The following is a 15868-nucleotide window of genomic DNA, read 5'->3' on the forward strand; positions in this document are numbered from 1 at the left end:
GCATTTCCCCCGGGGTTCGGGCCCCCGGGTGCCCCACCGCGGGCCCCCCCCCGGGGGCCGCCGGCCCCGGGGCCCCCCCCCCCCCCCGGGGGGGGGGGGGGGGGGCCCCCCCCCCCCCCCCGCCAGTGCCGGTTTCAGAGGTGTGCGAACCGATTGGCGTGGCAATTGGCGAACACATGTACCTGTTGATCTATGTTTGGAGGGCAAGGGAGCACGTCGAGCAAGGAGGAGCGACATGGCCAACAGCGCGAACCCCAGGATCGTGGTCGGTGTCGACGGTTCGCCCGCCTCGGAACGGGCGCTGCGCTGGGCGGTCGACTACGCCCGGCTGACCGGTGGCACCGTCCACGCCGTCGCCGCCTGGGAGTACCCGGCGTTCTACGGATGGGCCGGGGCGAGCGTGCCCGCCCCCGAGTTCAACCCCGAGGAACTCGCCGGCAAGACCCTCTCCGACACCGTCGCCAAGACCGTCGGCGCCGAGCCCGACGTACGGATCACCGAGTCGGTGGTCCCCGGCAACGCCGCCCAGGCGCTGCTGGACGCGGCCCGCGGCGCCGCGCTGGTCGTGGTCGGCAGCCGCGGCCTCGGCGGATTCACCGGCGCCCTGCTCGGCTCGGTCAGCCGCCACCTCACCGAGCACGCCCCCTGCCCGGTGGTCGTGATCCGCCACGGCCTGGCCGGCGACGAGGCCGCCGGCGCCGCGAGCGGCGGCGACGTGGAGTAACCGGCCGACCGGCTGCGGCGGGCCGCCGCGCGGAGGCAGGATGGAGGCATGCCAGAAGGTGACTCCGTCTTCCGCGCGGCGGCCCGCCTGCACGCCGCCCTCGCCGGGCAGGTGCTGACCACCGGCGAGCTGCGGGTGCCCGCCCACGCCACCGCCGACCTCGCCGGCCGCCGGGTGCTGGAGGTGGTCCCGCGCGGCAAGCACCTGCTCACCCGCCTCGAAGGCGGCCTCACCCTGCACACCCATCTGCGGATGGACGGCCGCTGGGTGCTCTTCCGCCCCGGCGAGCGCTGGACCGGCGCGCCGCTGCACCAGATCCGCGCCGTCCTCGGCACCGAGCAGGGCACCGCCGTCGGCTACCGGCTGCCGGTCGTCGAACTGCTGCGCACCGGCGACGAGCAGCGCGCCGTCGGCCACCTCGGACCGGACCTGCTCGGGCCCGACTGGGACCAGGCCGAGGCCGTCCGCCGGCTGCTCGCCCACCCCGGCCGGCCGGTCGCCGAAGCCCTCCTCGACCAGCGCAACCTGGCCGGCATCGGCAACGTGTACGCCAACGAGCTCTGCTACCTGGCCGGCGTCACCCCGTGGACGCCGGTCGGCGAACTCCCGAGCGCCGACCGCCTGGTGGCCCGCGCGCACCAGCTCCTCGACGCCAACCGGCTGCGCTCCGGCCACATCACCACCGGCGACACCCGGCGCGGCCACCAGCACTGGGTCTACGACCGGGTCGGACGGCCCTGCGCGCGCTGCGGCACCACGGTGCTGACGGCCGAGCACGGCACGCCCCCGCAGCAGCGGCCCGCCTACTGGTGCCCGTCCTGCCAGCGCGGACCGGCCCCCGCGGTCCGCTCCGGGCGCTCGGGGCCGCCCGGACGGCGTCGGCGCTGAGGACCGTTCGGGCAGCCGGGGCCGCGGGGCGCTCCTGGGGAGGTCAGCCGGGTTCGACCAGGGCCGGGTGGCGCGGGTCGTCGAAGCGGACGGTGAGGTCGGCCGCCTCGGCGGGGACGGTCTCGGCCTCGTAGCGGGCGAACGCGGGCAGCGTCCACCGCTCCTCCGGCGGCGTCCGCCGGGCCAGCGCCGCGGGGGAGAGCGCCAGGTGCACCGTCAGCTCCAGCGGCAGCCACCGGCCCAGCAGCAGCGCGCCGTCCAGCAGCAGCACCCCGCCGGGCGCCAGCGCGGTGTAGGGCGCGCGGGTGGCGCGGTCCGTCACCGGATCCCGCAGCGAGGGCAGCACCCGGCCGGTGCCGCCCGGCTCCAGCGGGTCCAGCACCTCGCGCGCCAGCGCGCCGTCGTCGAGCCAGAGGTCGTGGAAGGCGTCCGGGTCGTGCCGGCCGTACTCCATCCGGATCGAGGCCGGGCGCAGGAACCCGGCCGCCGGGACCCGCAGCGTCGGCAGGCCGCGCAGCCGCAGCGGTTCGACCAGGGCGTCCGCGAGCGCCCCCGGGGCGGCGGCCGCGGCACCGTCCACGGCCACCCGCAGCCGGCGCTCGCCGGCTCCGGGCAGCGCGGCGATCCGGTCGGTGAGCAGCTCGACCAGCCGGTCGGGCGAGATCGGGCGAATCGGCACGGCATCATCCTGCGTCGGAGGAACGGGTGGGGCGTCGCTCGTCGTCGAACGCCGCGGACGTTCAGGGCACGGGCAGGGCGCCCAGGCAGTAGAGCGTGCTGTCGTGGCCCGCGAACAGCCGGCTGCCGTCGCTGGACACCGACCAGACGTCGATCCCGGGACCGGAGTCCGCGAAGGTGGTGAACACCCGGCCGGAGTCCGTCGCGACGAACTGGACGCCCCCGTCGGCCGGGCCCGGGACCGCCAGGGTCGTGCTGGTCAGCAGCGGGCGGCAGCGCCGGTCGAGCCGGAACGGCAGCTGGAGCCGCCAGAGCTGCTCGCCGCCGTCCGCCGCGTGCGCGGTGACCAGCCCGTCGTCACGCAGCACGTAGACCTGGAAGTCGTCGCTCACCGGCGGCAGGGCGCGCCACTCCTCGCCGGGCAGGGGGAGTACCGACCAGCGGGGCGTGCCGTCGTCCAGCCGCAGCGCCCGGACGCCGCCCGAACCGGCCGGGAGGTAGACGTGCCGGGTGTCGGCGGTGGCCCAGGAGGTACCGGTGTTCGCCGTGGACCAGAGCCGGCGGCCGGTGGCGCCGTCCAGCAGCGCGAGGCCGGCGGTCGGGTCGGAGTCCCAGGTGAGCAGCCGGCCGATGCCGGTGTCGAGCACGGCGATCGAGCCCTCGCCGCGCTCGGCCGGCGGGCGCGCCCAGGTCGGGTCCTTGCCGATGACGTCCATCGCGAACAGGCTGCCGCGCGGGTCGGACCGGTGTCCGACGCGGCCGTACACCTGGTTTCCGTCGCAGCCGAGCAGGGTGATCCAGTCGCCCAGCTCCGAGGGCAGCGGCACGCTCCAGCTCGCGGCCGGGCCCACCAGCGTCTTGGCGTCGACGTGGCCGGTCGAGGCGGTGAACAGCCGGCCCGCCCCGACGATCAGCGGGGTGTCGTCCGGAAAGCCCTTCGGTGTGGCGGCCTCGACGGTGCCGGTCACGGCGCCGTTCTCCGGGTCGAGCAGGCGGATGCTGCCGCGGGTGACGTAGGAGGGCGCGAACAGCCGGCCGTTCAGCCGGCCCGGCGTCATCGGCTCGGTGCCCCGGTGGACCCAGGTCGGCTCCGGGCCGGACACCCGGGTGGGCACCGGCCGCGGCTTCGGCGGCGCGGGCTCCGACCCGTCCACCGCCCGGGACACCCCCCAGAGGGCGGCGCCCGCGGCGAGCACCCCCGCTCCGGTCAGCAGCCGGCGCCGGCTCAGCCGGGGCCCGTCACCGTCCGAGCCCCCGCTCACCACGTCGCCGGGCGCACCGGCGGCGCGGCCCTCGTCCTCCCCGTCCCACTGCCAGGACGCCTCGTCCGCCGAACGATCGGACGGTGTGGACCCCATACGTCGGTACTCGTCTCCCCCGGGGCAGCCGTTTCGTGCTGCGCTGTCCAGGGAGAATACCCACACCGCCCCCACCGCCGACCCCTCCGGACGGCCCCGCCCGCCCGCACGGCCGTCCGCCGGTCCGGGGCGCGGGTCAGGAGGGGAGGCCGTGGTCGGCGAGGTCCGCGAGGACGTCGGCGTGGCAGGGCAGGGGCGCGCACCAGCAGCCGAGGCGGCGGCCGCGCAGGTCCGGGACGAGGGAGAGGAGCCCGGGGCGGGCGAGCAGGTGGGCGCGGTACCTGACCAGCATCTCCTCGCGGGAGAGGTCCGGGCCGGGGCGGTAGGGGCAGTGCAGCGGGGACTCGGCGAGGTGCCAGCCGCCCCGGTGCATCGCCCGGCCGACGTAGACCACGTCGGCGAACGCGGGGTCGTCGCGGTGGCCCTTGAGGTTGACCACGGTGGTCGGACCGGGGCCGGGGGTGCGGGGCGTCATGGGGTCGATGGTGGCGCAGCCGGGGCGGCCGGGCACCCCGGGACGGGTGGGGCCCGCCTTGACAGCCCCCGGGGCCCGGCGTAGCAAGAGAGGATGCGCGAGGGTGTGCCGGCGGACCCGCCCGGTCCGCGACCGAGCGGCGGCGGTGCCCGGGCGGTGCGACCCGAACCGCACCGCCTCCGCGTCGCGCTGCCCCCGGAGGAGCAGGCGGCCCGCGACCGGGACGCCCTGCTGACCTCGGCCGTGCGCACGGTGCTGGGCGGGACGGACGCGCACGGCGCGACCCTCCACCTGCGCTCCCGGGACCGCCGCTCGCTGGTGCTGTGCGCCGTCGCCGGTGTGCCGCTGTCCGTCCTCGGCCCGTTCCGGCGGATCGCCGCCGCCGGGCCGCTGCCGGTCGCGGTCGGCTACCGCACCGGCCGCACGGTGCTGCTCGCCGACACCGAGGACACCATGCGCCGCTTCCCCCAGCTGGCCCTCGGCCTGCCGTACGACTTCGCCTCCGCCTGGGTCCCGGTCCGGGCGGGCGCGGAGACCTACGGGGTGCTGGGCGTGCTGTGGCCGGCCACCGGCGACGGCGTGCCCGAGGGAGCGCGCCGCCACCTGCGCGCGGTCGCCGACCGGCTGGCCGCCGGCCTCGCCGGACTGGAGGCGGACGGCCACCCGGTGGAGCCGAACGGCGAGACCACGGTCGTGGAACTCACCCCGCCGTCCGCGCCCACCACCCGGGTGGGCCTGTTCGACTGGGACGTGCTGGCCGGCTCGGTCGCCGCCGACGACCAGTTCTGCGAGATCTTCGGCCTCGCCCCCGGCGACTTCGACGGCCGCGCCGACACCCTGTCCGCCCGGATCGCCCCCGGCGACCTGCCCGAGTTCCGGGCCGCCGTGCGCGGCGCCCTCGACGGGGACCGGGTGCTCGCCGCCCGGCTGCGGGTGCTGGACCGCGACGGCCACCCCTATCCCGTCGAACTCTGGGCCCGGGTGCCGCACGACGGCCAGGAGCAGTGGGGCCGGCTGGTCGGCGCCGTGCTCGACACCCGGACCGGCACCGCCGCGGCGGCCGCCGTGGAGCGCCTGCGCGACGGCGTCTTCTCGCTGGACCCGGACGGCCGGATCACCTACGCCAACCACAGCGTCGAGCTGCTGCTCCAGGCCCGCCGCGAGGACCTGGTCGGCCACCACCCCTGGCAGGTGCTGTCCTGGCTCTCCGACCCGGTGTACGAGAACCGCTACCGGGCCGCGCTGCTCTCCCAGCAGCCGACCGCGTTCCTCGCCCTGCGCCCGCCGGACAGCTGGCTGGCCTTCTCGCTCTACCCCGACGCGCACGGCGTCACCGGCCGCGTGGTCGCCGCCGAACCGCCGCCGGACGCCGCCGCGCCGCCCGCCGAACCCGCCCCGCCCGGCGCCTGGGCCGGCCTCGGCGCCATGTACCACCTGCTCCAGCTGGCCAGCGCGCTGAGCGAGGCGGTCACCGCCCGCGAGGTGTGCCGGGCGGTGGCCGACGAGATCCTCCCGGCGCTCGGCGGACAGGAACTCGCCATCTACGCCGTCCGGGACAAGCGGCTGCACCTGGTCGCGCAGAGCGGCTACCCCGACGGCTTCCTCGACCGCTTCGAGGGCATCCCGGTCGACACCCGGGTCCCCGGCGCGGAGACGCTCAGCAGCGGCACCCCGATCTTCTTCGAGTCGGTCGACGAGCTGGCCGCCGCCTACCCCGACCTCACCCTGGACGACATGGGGGCGTGGGCGTTCCTGCCGCTGATCGCCTCCGGCCACCCGGTCGGCAGCTGCATCCTCGGCTTCGACCGGCCCCGCGTCTTCACCCTGGAGGAGCGCGGCCTGCTCACCGCGCTGGCCGGCTTCATCGCCCAGGCGCTGGAGCGCGCCCGGCTGTACGACGCCGAGTTCACCCTGGCCAGGGGCCTGCAGCAGGCCCTGCTGCCGCACCGGCTGCCGCACCTGGAGGAGGTCCGGATCGCGGCCCGCTACCTGCCCGGCACCCAGGGCATGGAGATCGGCGGCGACTGGTACGACGCCGTCGTCACCGGCCGGGACCTCTGCCTGGTCATCGGCGACGTCGAGGGCCACAGCGTGGGCGCGGCCGCCACCATGGGCCAGCTGCGCAGCGCGGTGCGCGCCTTCGCCACCGGCGGCCACTCGCCGGACGAGGTGCTGGCCCGCACCAACCAGCTGCTGCTCGACCTCGATCCGGGGCTGCTCGCCAGCTGCTGCCTGGTGCGGCTCACCCCCGGGGAGGGCACCGCGCTGGTCGCCAGGGCGGGCCACGTGCCGCCGGTGCTGCGGTACCCGGACGGGCGGGCGGAGGCGCTGGAGGTGCCGGGCGGCCCGCTGCTCGGCGTGGACCGGGCGGCCGCCTACCCCGTCAGCCCGCTGGTGCTGGAGCCCGGCTCGGTGCTGGCGCTGTACACCGACGGCCTGGTCGAGGACCCGGCGGCGGCGATCGACGAGGGCGTGGAGCGGCTCTGCGCCGCCCTGACGGGCCCGGACGCCGGGTGGACGGCGACGGAGGGGCCGGAGGGGCTGGCCGATCGGGTGCTGGACGAGCTCGGCTCCACCCACCGGGTGGACGACATCGCGTTGATGCTGACCGCGTACCGCTGAGGCCGGCGGCGTACCGCTGAGGCGGCGCGCCGCCGCGGTACGGCCCCGGTCGCCGTGCGGAGCGACTTTCGTCGGCCCGCGCAGCGACGAACGGTGGCCGCGGTCGGCGCGGCCGCCTGGTTAGCCTCGACGGGTGGACGCGATAGCGAGGGCCTGGTCGAAGGCGGTACGGACGGCACTGCCCGGGCCCTGGGGGTTCGGGACCGTGGCGCGGGAGGTGGTGGGCGCGCTGCTGCTCGGCGGGCTCGCCGTGCTGATCGAGGTGGCCAGCCGCTCCGGGCTGGCGCTGCTGATGGGGCCGGCGGTCGCCGTCCTCTTCCTCCTGCGCCGCGGCCTGCCCGCGACCGTGCTGGTGCTCACCGCGGCGGCCAGCGGGCTCGGCGGCGGACCGCTGCTGCTGATGGTCTGCGCCGGCTGGTCGGCCGGTGCCCGGGTGCGCCGGGTCGCCGTACTGGTCGGGTCCTTCGCCGTCGGCTGGGTGCTGACGACGGTCCTGGGTGTGGCCAAGGACGCGGGGGAGCTGCCGGTCAAGCTCATCGTCGGGTTCTCGCTGGGCGGCTACCTGCTGTTCGCGGTGCTGCCCGCGCTCTGGGGCCGCTACCGGGCGCAGCGCCGGGAGCTGATGGACGCGCTGCACGAGCGCAACGAGCAGCTGCTGCGCGAGCGCGCGATGGTGGCGCACCAGGCGCGGCTGCGCGAGCGGCACCGGATCGCCCAGGACATGCACGACAGCCTGGGTCACCAGCTGGCCCTGATCTCGGTGCACACCGGGGCGCTGGAGGTCGACCGCACCCTCACCGACCGGCAGCGGGAGGCGGTCGGGGTGCTGCGGCTGGCGGCGGTCACGGCGATGCGCGAGCTGCGCGAGGTGGTCGGGGTGCTGCACGACGAGTCGACGGCGGTGCCGTCCGCGCCGGGTGCCGCGGCGGCGGTCGTCGAGTCCCCGGCCGCCGGGGCCGGGGCCGGGGGCGCCGGGACGGGCGGGGTGGACGGGATCGACGGGCTGGTCGCCTCCTCCCGGGCGGCGGGCACCGAGGTCGCCCTGGTCCGGGACGGCGAGCGCCGTGCGCTGACCGCGTCCGCCGGTCACGCGGCGTACCGGGTCGTGCAGGAGGCGCTCACCAATGCGCACAAGCACGCCCCGGGCGCACCGATCACGGTCGCACTCCGGTACGAGCCGGACGCGCTGGTGGTGGAGGTGGTGAATCCGGCGGCGCCCGAGCCGGTGGGGGTGCGCTCCGACGGCGCTCCGGCGGTCAGCGGCGGCCAGGGGCTCACCGGTCTGCGCGAGCGGGCGCGACTGGTCGGCGGGATGGTGCACGCCGGGCCGACGGTCGAGGCGGGGTTCCGCCTGGCGGCCGTGCTGCCCTACGCGGGCGCGGAGCCGAACGCCGGCGCCGGGAGCGCGGCTGCCGGCGCCGGCGCGGACGGCGCGCCGGGGGCGCGGGCTGTGCCAGGTGGGCCGGGTGCGCTCGGCGCGTCGGGCGCGGAGGCAGTGCCGGCCTGGGCGCTCGAAGGCCTGCCGCCGGTCGCGGCCGCGCCGGCGAAGCGGCGGAGCCCGGCGCTCGGCTGCGCGGTCGGGGGCGCGGTGGTGGCGCTGACGGTCCTCGGGCTGCTGGTCTGGGGCCTGGTCGGGTTCATCCGGTCCGCCGAGAACTCCACGGTCGGGCGGCCGGTGTTCGAGGCGGTGCGGGTCGGCGACCCGGAGGAGGAGGTGAAGCGGAGGCTGCCGTCCGGCAGCGACTTCTTCACCCAGAACCTGCGGGGCACCGGGCCCACGCCGCCGGTCGGGTCGGTCTGCCGCTACTTCCTGTCCGACGACTCCTCGGGCGGTTGGGACGACCAGAACGCCGTCCGGTTCTGCTTCAAGGACGGCGTGCTGGTCGACAAGCAGCGCTACCGGGTCAATCAGTGACCGGGAGGGGTGTGAGGATGGTCCCCGGCGCCGCCGTCCGCTCCGGCGGCGCGCCGCCAGGACCAGGACAAGGGGATGACCGCCAGTGATACGAGTCCTCGTCGCCGACGACGAGCCGCTCATCCGGGCCGGGATCAGGATGATCCTGTCCTCCGCCGAGGACATCGACGTGGTGGCGGAGGCCGGCGACGGCCGGCAGGCGCTGGAACTGGCCCGCGCGCACCGGGCGGACGTCGTCCTGCTGGACATCCAGATGCCGGTGATGGACGGCCTGACGGCGCTCGCCGAGCTGCCGAAGGCCGCCCCCGGCGCGCGGGCGCTGATCCTCACCACCTTCGGTGAGCGCGAGAACGTGTTGCGCGCCGTGAGCGACGGCGGTGCGGGGTTCCTGCTGAAGGACACCGCGCCGGGCGAGCTGATCCAGGCCGTCCGGGCGGCCGCCACCGGGCAGGCCTTCCTGTCGCCCGCGGCGACCCGGCACATCGTCGACTCGATGGCGGGCGGGCAGGCCGGGCCGGCTGCGGCGCGCGGGGCGCAGGCCCGGCGGCGGTTGGAGGTGCTCACCGGGCGGGAGCTGGAGGTGCTGGCGCTGCTCGGCGAGGGCCTGTCCAACGCGGACGCCGGGGCCCGGATCCACATGAGCGAGGCGACCGTGAAGACGTACGTCAGCCGGATCCTGGCCAAGCTGGGCTGCGACAACCGGGTGCAGGCGGCGCTGCTGGCCCGGGACGCGGGGCTGGACGGCGTCGGCTGAGGGGCGGGACCGGGGGACCGCCGACGGTCTGCCGGAGGCCCGTCGGCGGTCCGTGGAGGGCCCGCTGACGGCCCGTTCACTCCGTACGCGGACGGGTCGTGTGCCATGCGCTGGGCGATTTCGCGGTCACGCTCGGTAGCGGGAGTGGCGAAGGCCACATCGGCGGCGGAGGGAATCGGGAACTCCGGTTCACTCGGTGACGGGGTGTCAGGTGAACGTAGCGATTTGTCGATGAAACGAGTGGCATAACGGCCGGTCGAGTGTGAGTGACGGCACGGCAAACGACCGTTTGGGCCGGGAAATGCGGTCAAAGCCGGTCGTTTCCCGGTCGACTACATGATCAATACCGCCGGTAACGGTCAACTGACCTGCGGCGTCCAAGAATTGCTTGATGCGGCAGCCCGGCCGCCCGTAGCTTCTTTGGCGGTGCAGCGAGCACCACCCGGGTTCACCCCCGATGCACGGCCCGCCGACTGACCACCGGCGCGAGGGCCGTGCCCGTCGACGCGACCGGCTCGGACAGGCCGTCGGCGAGCGGAGGGTGGCTGGGGCGGTACGGCACGTCGGACACGTGCCCGGCCGCCCGTCGAGTGAGGGAGCGACAGCCGGCCCCGGCAGGGGCCTGGTTCCGCACGCCTGCCCGGGGCTTGTCGAGAGGAATTCCATGGATCCCCGTCACGAGACCGCCGCTTCCACCACCGTCGACAGCTCCACCGGCACCAACAGCACCGCCAGGCGCAACCGGGTCCGGATGGCTGTCGTGGCGGGCGCCGCCGTGGCGGCGCTTCCGGTGGCCGGCCTCGTCACGGCCACCTCGGCCGCCGCCGCCCCCGCCTCGTCCTGGGACGCCGTCGCCAAGTGCGAGAGCGGCGGCAACTGGGGCATCAGCACCGGCAACGGCTTCTACGGCGGACTCCAGTTCACCCCCTCCACCTGGCGGTCGTACGGCGGCACCGCGTACGCTCCCCAGGCCCACCAGGCGAGCCGGGAGCAGCAGATCTCGGTCGCCGAGAAGGTCCTCGCGAAGCAGGGCCCCGGCGCCTGGCCGGTCTGCTCCGCGAAGGCGGGCCTCCGCAAGGGCGCCGCGCCGGCCGACACCGGCGACGCGCCCGCTCCGGCGCCCAAGGCGCAGCCGCCGGCCAAGCAGGCTCCGGCGAAGCAGGCCCCGGCCCAGGGTCAGAAGTCGACCCCCCGCAAGGCCCCGGCGGCCCCGTCCCAGGCCCCGTCGCAGGGTGCGGCGAAGCCTGCCGCCCCCGCTCCGAAGGCGGCCGCGCCCGCCGGGAGGCCCGCCGCGCCCGCCGCTCCCGACCGGAACGCCGCGGGCGGCAGCTACACCGTCAAGAGCGGTGACACGCTGAGCGGCATCGCGGCCAAGTTCGGCCTCGACACGGCCGGACTGCACGCCAGGAACCTCAAGGCGATCGGCACCAACCCCAACCTGATCTTCCCGGGCCAGACCCTGTCGGTCTGACACCGCCCGGTGACCCCGTCCCCCTGACGCACCACCGCCCCGGCACCCCCTGCCCGGGGCCCGTACGGCCACCCCCTTCCCCGGGGGTGGCCGTACGGCGTGCCGCGGGCGCTGCGAGGTGCTTCCACCGGCGGTAGTTGAACGTTGAACGCGACGTCCGAATACCGCCGGACCCCCGGGTCGCGCGGGCCGAGGATCGAGTCATGTCCGCGAACGACCTGAGGAGTTCTGACGATATGACGACGACCACCACGCTCGCGAAGCTCGACGGCAAGGCGGCCCTGGTGACCGGCGGCAGCCGGGGCATCGGGGAGGCCGTGGCACTGCGGCTCGCCGAGGAGGGCGCCGATGTGGCGGTGACCTACCTGGGCAGCGCCGAACGGGCCGAGGCGGTCGCGGCCAAGATCACCGCGATGGGCCGGCGCGGCTGGGCGATCCGGGCCGACAGCGCGGACCCGGAGGAGGTGCGCGCCGCCGTCGCGGCGGTCGCCGAGCGGTTCGGGCGGCTCGACATCCTGGTCAACAACGCCGGGGCGGGCTTCGTGGCCCCGATCGAGGAGACCGGCCTGGCCGATGTCGACCGGGTGCTGGAGGTCAACGTCCGGGCGCCGTACCTGTACGCCCAGGCCGCCGTCGCCCACCTGGCCGAGGGCGGCCGGATCGTGACCATCGGCAGCTGCATGGCCAAGCGGGCCGCCTTCCCCGGTGGCAGCCTCTACGCCACCAGCAAGGCCGCCGTGATCGGGCTCACCAAGGCGCTGGCCCGCGAGTTGGGTCCGCGCGGGATCACCGTCAACCTGGTCCACCCCGGCCCGATCGACACCGACATGAACCCGGCGGACGGCCCGTCGGCCGGGTTCCAGTCCGGCTTCACCGCGCTCGGCGGCTTCGGCCGGCCGGCCGACGTCGCCGCGACCGTCGCGCACCTCGCGGGCGCCGAGGGCCGCTACATCACCGGCGCCGAGATCGCCGTGGACGGCGGCTTCGCCGTCTGACCCGCGCTGCGCCGGCGGCCGGCCCGGGGTGTTGCTCCGGGCCGGCTGTCAGTGCCCCCGTTTACGATCGGCCGGTCCGACCACGTGCACCGGCGCGCGTCCGCGGCGCGCGCCGGTGCACGTGGTCCCGAGTGAGGGGCCGGTGCGGCCCCGACGACGGAGAGGTGCGTCATGCCCGGAGTGGAAGACAGCGGAGTGGACGTCGGCGGAGCGGAGGACCCGATCGAGCTGCTCGCCCGCGCCCTCGCGCAGACCGCCGGTCTGGTCGACGGCGTCGGTGCCGAGCAGTCCGGCCACCCGACCGCCTGCCGCTCCTGGGACGTCGGACAGCTGATCAGCCATCTGCTGCACGACCTGCGGCAGTTCACCATCCGGGCGGAGGGCGGTACGCCCGACTGGTCGGAGCCCTTCGAGTCGGTCGAGGACGACTGGCTGCACCGCTTCGAGGCCGGGGCCGAACGGCTGGTGGCCGCCTGGCGGAAGGCCGGGGACCTCGACGGCGTCATCGAGATCCCCGGCGCGGGCGCGCTGCCCGCCCGCTTCCCGGTGGACCAGCAGACCGCCGAGTTCGCCGTGCACGCCTGGGACCTCGCCCGCGCCACCGGTCAGTCCACCGCCGGGCTGGACCACGAGGTGGCCGAGGCCTCGCTCGCCTGGGGGCGCGGCGCGCTGCGGCCGGAGTACCGGGGGAGCGAGGAGGAGCAGCACGCCTTCGGCCCGGAGGTCGCGATCGCCGGGGACGCGCCGGTGTACGACCGGCTCGCCGCCTTCTTCGGCCGCGACCCCGGAGCCGTCGAGTAGCACCGGGCCGTGCCGGGCGCCCGGCTCAGCCGCGGCTCCAGACGAAGGAGATCTCCGGGTAGCGCGGCGCCGGCGCGTCCAGCAGCGGCGAGGGGCGGCCGCGCAGAAAGCGGTCGAAGTACGCGCGGGCGTAGGCGCGGGTCAGCTCGGCGGCCCGCGCCGGGGCGATGGTGCCGAGCAGCCGGGCGGCGGTGTCCGGGGAGGTGTTCTCGGCGAGGCGGCCGGGGCCGGCGACGAACGGCAGGTCGGTGGGGCTCAGGTGGCCGGAGTCGTGCTGCAGCAACTGGCGCCCCCAGCCGCGCTGGTGCTCGCGCCAGCGCTGCCAGGTCTCGTGGTCCTCCATCGTGGTGAGCAGCAGGAACGGCCGGTCCAGCCCCTCGTCCGGCACCGGCGAGCCGAAGAAGCCGCCGTCCAGGTTGAGCCCCGCCGCGAACCGCCGGTCCTGCCGGACCGCCTCGGCGGCGGCCGAGCCGCCCATCGAATGGCCGAGCACGCCGATCCGCTCCGGGTCGGCGCAGGGCAGTCCGGCGTGCCGGCGGGGCGTCCGGCCGGTGGTCAACTCGGTGGCGACGAAGCGCAGATCGGCCGCCCGGGTGCTGATCTCCTTGCGCTCGGTGGCCGGCCAGTCGGCCGGATCGTCCTCCAGGACGCTGCGCACCAGCCGGCCGTCCGGAAACTCCACGGCGGCGGCGTCGTAGGGGTGGTCGAGCGCCGCGACGAGGTAGCCGTGCGCCGCCAACTCCTCGGCCAGCGCGGTGCAGTTGCTGCGCCCGCCCTTGCGGCCGTGGCCGAGCAGCAGCAGCGGCAGCGCCCCGGGGGCGGCCGGCGCGCCGAGCCGCGCCGTCGGGCGCAGCCGGGCGAAGGTGCCCGGGTCCAGGAAGGCGCTGCGGTCCAGCTCGGCCGCCACGCGCGCCGTGGTGTACGGGGCGCGCGGGCGCCCGGCGGCGCCGAGGGCCGGGTACCAGAGCTGCACCATCAGCTCGCGGGGCGCGGGCACGGGGGCGAACGGGTCCGGCCGGTCCTCGTCGACGAGGTGCAGCGACACCGTGCCGACGGTCCGCCGCGCGGTCGGCGCCGGGAGGTCGATCGGCGCGGCGGGTCGTGCGGCGGCGGGCTGCGCGGGAGCGGGTCGTACGGGGGCGGACGGCGCCGGGGCGGGCGCGGCGTGCGCCGTCGCGCCCGGCAGGGTGAGCGCCGCGCCGCCCAATCCCGCGAACGTCAGCAGTGAACGGCGCCCGATCATGGTCATCCACCCTCCGGACCAACAGCCTTGACGCCTCCTCACCCTAGGCGGCGGAGGCGCGCGGGCGATAGGGGGGTGGCGGTTCGGGTCGCGCGGGGCGCTGAGCGGGGCGCGGGGCCGGGCGGGGGCGCGGGGTCGGGCGGCCGGGTCAGCCGGCGGTGAGGGCGAGGCGGATCCAGCGCTGGGCCTCGGCGGTGGCGCGGTCGAGGGCGAGCGCTCCGGGCGCGGTGGCGGCCTGGACGATCAGGCCCTTGAGCAGGGCGACCACCGCCGTCGCGGCCGCCTCCGGGTCGACCTCCGGGCGCACCTCGCCGTCGGCCGCGCCCTGGCGGATCACGTCGGCCACCCAGTCGCGCATCCGGGCGTCCAGGCGGGCGACGGCGTCGGTGAGCTCGGAGGAGCCGGCGAGCGCCTCGGCGCCCAGCACGACGAAGGCCCGGCCGAGGTCGGTCGGGTGCCGCACCCCGTCGAGGCAGGCGGCCCGGGCGAAGGCGCACAGTTCCTCGACGGCGCGCGCGCCGCTGCGCTCCGGCGCGGCGGCGGCCATCGCCTCGGCCAGCGCCTCCTCCTGGAGCCGGGCCAGCAGGGCGCCCTTGGAGCCGAAGTAGTGCGAGGCCAGGCCGCGGCTGAAACCGGCCTCCTCGCCGACCCGGGCGAGGGTCACGCCGGCGCTGCCGTGCTCGGCGACCAGGCGCGCGGCGGCGGCGAGCAGCGCGTGCTCGGCCCGCGCGCGCCGTTCGGCCTGGGTGCGGCGCGCCGGCTCGGGCTGGTCGGCCGGTGCGGGGGAGGGGTCCGTCGGGGACGCGTGCGTGGGCATACCACCATGCTAGGGTGGAACTTGCTTGTTGAACAACAAGTAAGTTCGGATGGGGCGGCCGCCGCCGACCGCGCCACCGCTGTGGAAGGGAACCCGGATGACCGCCACGATGCTCGCCGGCCGGCTCGACGTCGCGAAGGGCGCCTTCGCCGTCGAGGAGGTGCCCGTGCCCACGCCGGGGCCGGGACAGGTCCTCATCGAGGTCGGCGCCGCCGGCGTCTGCCTCTCGGACGTCCACCTGATCGAGGGCATGCTCAAGCCGCTGCACCTGAAGGGCGACAAGGTCACCCTCGGCCACGAGGTCGCGGGCACCGTGCACACCCTGGGCGAGGGCGTCACCACCGCCGCGGTCGGCGACCGCGTGCTGCTCCAGGCCGGCGAGAGCCGCGACGGCGTCGTCCTCACCCGGGGCGTCGACTACGACGGCGGCTGGGCCGAGTACGCGCTGGCCACCGTGGAGACCCTGGTGCCGCTCCCCGACGAGCTGCCCTTCGAGCAGGCCTGCTTCATCCCCGACGCGGTCTCCACACCGTGGGCCGCGATCACCGGCACCGGCGCCGTCCGCCCGGCCGAGGCCGTCGGCGTCTGGGGCGTGGGAGGCCTCGGCGCCCACGGCGTCCAGCTGCTGCGCGCCGTCGGCGCCCACCCGATCGTGGCGGTCGATCCGCTGCCCGCCGCTCGCGAGCGGGCACTGGCCTTCGGCGCCGACGCGGCGCTGGACCCGGGCGACCCGGAGTTCGCCGACCGGCTGCGCGCCGCCACCCGGGGCCGTCCGCTGGCCGCCGCGTTCGACTTCGCCGGGGTGGCCCCGGTCCGCGAGCAGGCGATGGCCACCCTCGGCGAGCACGGCCGCCTGGTGCTGGTCGGCCTCACCAACCAGCCGCTGACCATCACCAACGGCACCCTGGTCAGCTACCTGCGCCAGCAGATCCGCGGCCACTACGGCTCGGAGGGCAAGGACGTCGTCGACCTGGTCGACCTGGTGCGCGGCGGCCGGCTGGACTTCTCCCGCTCGGTGAGCGGCACCTTCCCGCTGGCCCGGGCCGCCGAGGCGGTCGAGGCTCTGGAGCAGAAGAAGGGCAACCCGATCCGGCTGGTGCTCACCCCCTGAGCGGCCGGGTGCCGTA

The 15868-nt window shown here is 76.5% G+C and carries 14 protein-coding genes; 9 read left to right on the forward strand and 5 right to left on the reverse strand.

Translation table 11 applies throughout. The annotated features are described in order from the left end of the window. The first annotated feature begins 235 nt into the window (after positions 1-235). Together ACFVFS_RS19265 and ACFVFS_RS19270 are read left to right on the forward strand one after the other, a co-directional pair. Positions 236-724: a universal stress protein gene (locus ACFVFS_RS19265; RefSeq protein ID WP_380625657.1), complete on the forward strand. Its 489-nt coding sequence runs from the start codon at positions 236-238 to the stop codon at positions 722-724. A gap of 48 nt (positions 725-772) precedes the next feature. Continuing rightward, on the forward strand, positions 773-1612 hold the full coding sequence (locus tag ACFVFS_RS19270) for a DNA-formamidopyrimidine glycosylase family protein (protein WP_380625659.1): 840 nt from the start codon (positions 773-775) through the stop codon (positions 1610-1612). 43 nt (positions 1613-1655) lie between these two features. Here the strand turns inward: ACFVFS_RS19270 and ACFVFS_RS19275 are convergent, their stop codons facing one another. The 3 genes from ACFVFS_RS19275 to ACFVFS_RS19285 all read right to left on the reverse strand — a co-directional run bounded on the left by ACFVFS_RS19275 (position 1656) and on the right by ACFVFS_RS19285 (position 4123). Beyond that, positions 1656-2291, reverse strand: a complete 636-nt coding sequence (locus ACFVFS_RS19275) for a uridine kinase (protein WP_380625661.1) — start codon at positions 2289-2291, stop codon at positions 1656-1658. Between the two features lie 61 nt (positions 2292-2352). Beyond that, positions 2353-3648 (reverse strand): hypothetical protein, encoded by a 1296-nt coding sequence (locus tag ACFVFS_RS19280; RefSeq protein WP_380625663.1) that lies wholly within the window; start codon positions 3646-3648, stop codon positions 2353-2355. A gap of 136 nt (positions 3649-3784) precedes the next feature. Next, complete coding sequence (locus tag ACFVFS_RS19285) at positions 3785-4123, reverse strand: DUF4326 domain-containing protein (RefSeq protein WP_380625665.1); 339 nt, start codon at positions 4121-4123, stop codon at positions 3785-3787. A gap of 156 nt (positions 4124-4279) precedes the next feature. On the opposite strand from ACFVFS_RS19285, the gene ACFVFS_RS19290 reads away from it, so the two are divergent. From ACFVFS_RS19290 to ACFVFS_RS19315, 6 genes are all read left to right on the forward strand, one after another. Next, entirely contained in the window at positions 4280-6745 is a 2466-nt protein-coding gene (locus tag ACFVFS_RS19290) for a SpoIIE family protein phosphatase (protein WP_380625667.1), read from the forward strand. 133 nt (positions 6746-6878) lie between these two features. Continuing rightward, complete coding sequence (locus ACFVFS_RS19295) at positions 6879-8660, forward strand: sensor histidine kinase (protein ID WP_380625669.1); 1782 nt, start codon at positions 6879-6881, stop codon at positions 8658-8660. A gap of 85 nt (positions 8661-8745) precedes the next feature. Beyond that, a complete protein-coding gene (locus ACFVFS_RS19300) occupies positions 8746-9414 on the forward strand; it encodes a response regulator (RefSeq protein ID WP_380625671.1) in 669 nt (222 codons plus the stop codon). A 664-nt stretch (positions 9415-10078) separates the two neighbouring features. Continuing rightward, positions 10079-10885 (forward strand): transglycosylase family protein, encoded by an 807-nt coding sequence (locus ACFVFS_RS19305; RefSeq protein WP_380625673.1) that lies wholly within the window; start codon positions 10079-10081, stop codon positions 10883-10885. A 236-nt stretch (positions 10886-11121) separates the two neighbouring features. Then, the gene (locus ACFVFS_RS19310) at positions 11122-11880 is read left to right on the forward strand and encodes an SDR family NAD(P)-dependent oxidoreductase (RefSeq protein ID WP_380625675.1); all 759 of its coding nucleotides are present in this window, start codon (positions 11122-11124) and stop codon (positions 11878-11880) included. A 171-nt stretch (positions 11881-12051) separates the two neighbouring features. Continuing rightward, positions 12052-12681 (forward strand): TIGR03086 family metal-binding protein, encoded by a 630-nt coding sequence (locus tag ACFVFS_RS19315; protein WP_380625677.1) that lies wholly within the window; start codon positions 12052-12054, stop codon positions 12679-12681. 25 nt (positions 12682-12706) lie between these two features. Here the strand turns inward: ACFVFS_RS19315 and ACFVFS_RS19320 are convergent, their stop codons facing one another. Together ACFVFS_RS19320 and ACFVFS_RS19325 are read right to left on the reverse strand one after the other, a co-directional pair. Continuing rightward, a complete protein-coding gene (locus ACFVFS_RS19320; RefSeq protein ID WP_380625679.1) occupies positions 12707-13930 on the reverse strand; it encodes an alpha/beta hydrolase in 1224 nt (407 codons plus the stop codon). A 142-nt stretch (positions 13931-14072) separates the two neighbouring features. Next, a complete protein-coding gene (locus ACFVFS_RS19325) occupies positions 14073-14741 on the reverse strand; it encodes a TetR/AcrR family transcriptional regulator (RefSeq protein ID WP_380625681.1) in 669 nt (222 codons plus the stop codon). A gap of 97 nt (positions 14742-14838) precedes the next feature. Here ACFVFS_RS19325 and ACFVFS_RS19330 point away from each other — a divergent pair, with 97 nt between their 5' ends. Beyond that, the gene (locus ACFVFS_RS19330; protein WP_380625683.1) at positions 14839-15852 is read left to right on the forward strand and encodes a zinc-binding dehydrogenase; all 1014 of its coding nucleotides are present in this window, start codon (positions 14839-14841) and stop codon (positions 15850-15852) included. The last annotated feature ends 16 nt before the right edge of the window (positions 15853-15868 follow it).

It is taken from the genome of Kitasatospora sp. NPDC057692, assembly GCF_042799475.1.
In the GTDB taxonomy this organism is placed as follows: Bacteria; Actinomycetota; Actinomycetes; order Streptomycetales; family Streptomycetaceae; genus Kitasatospora.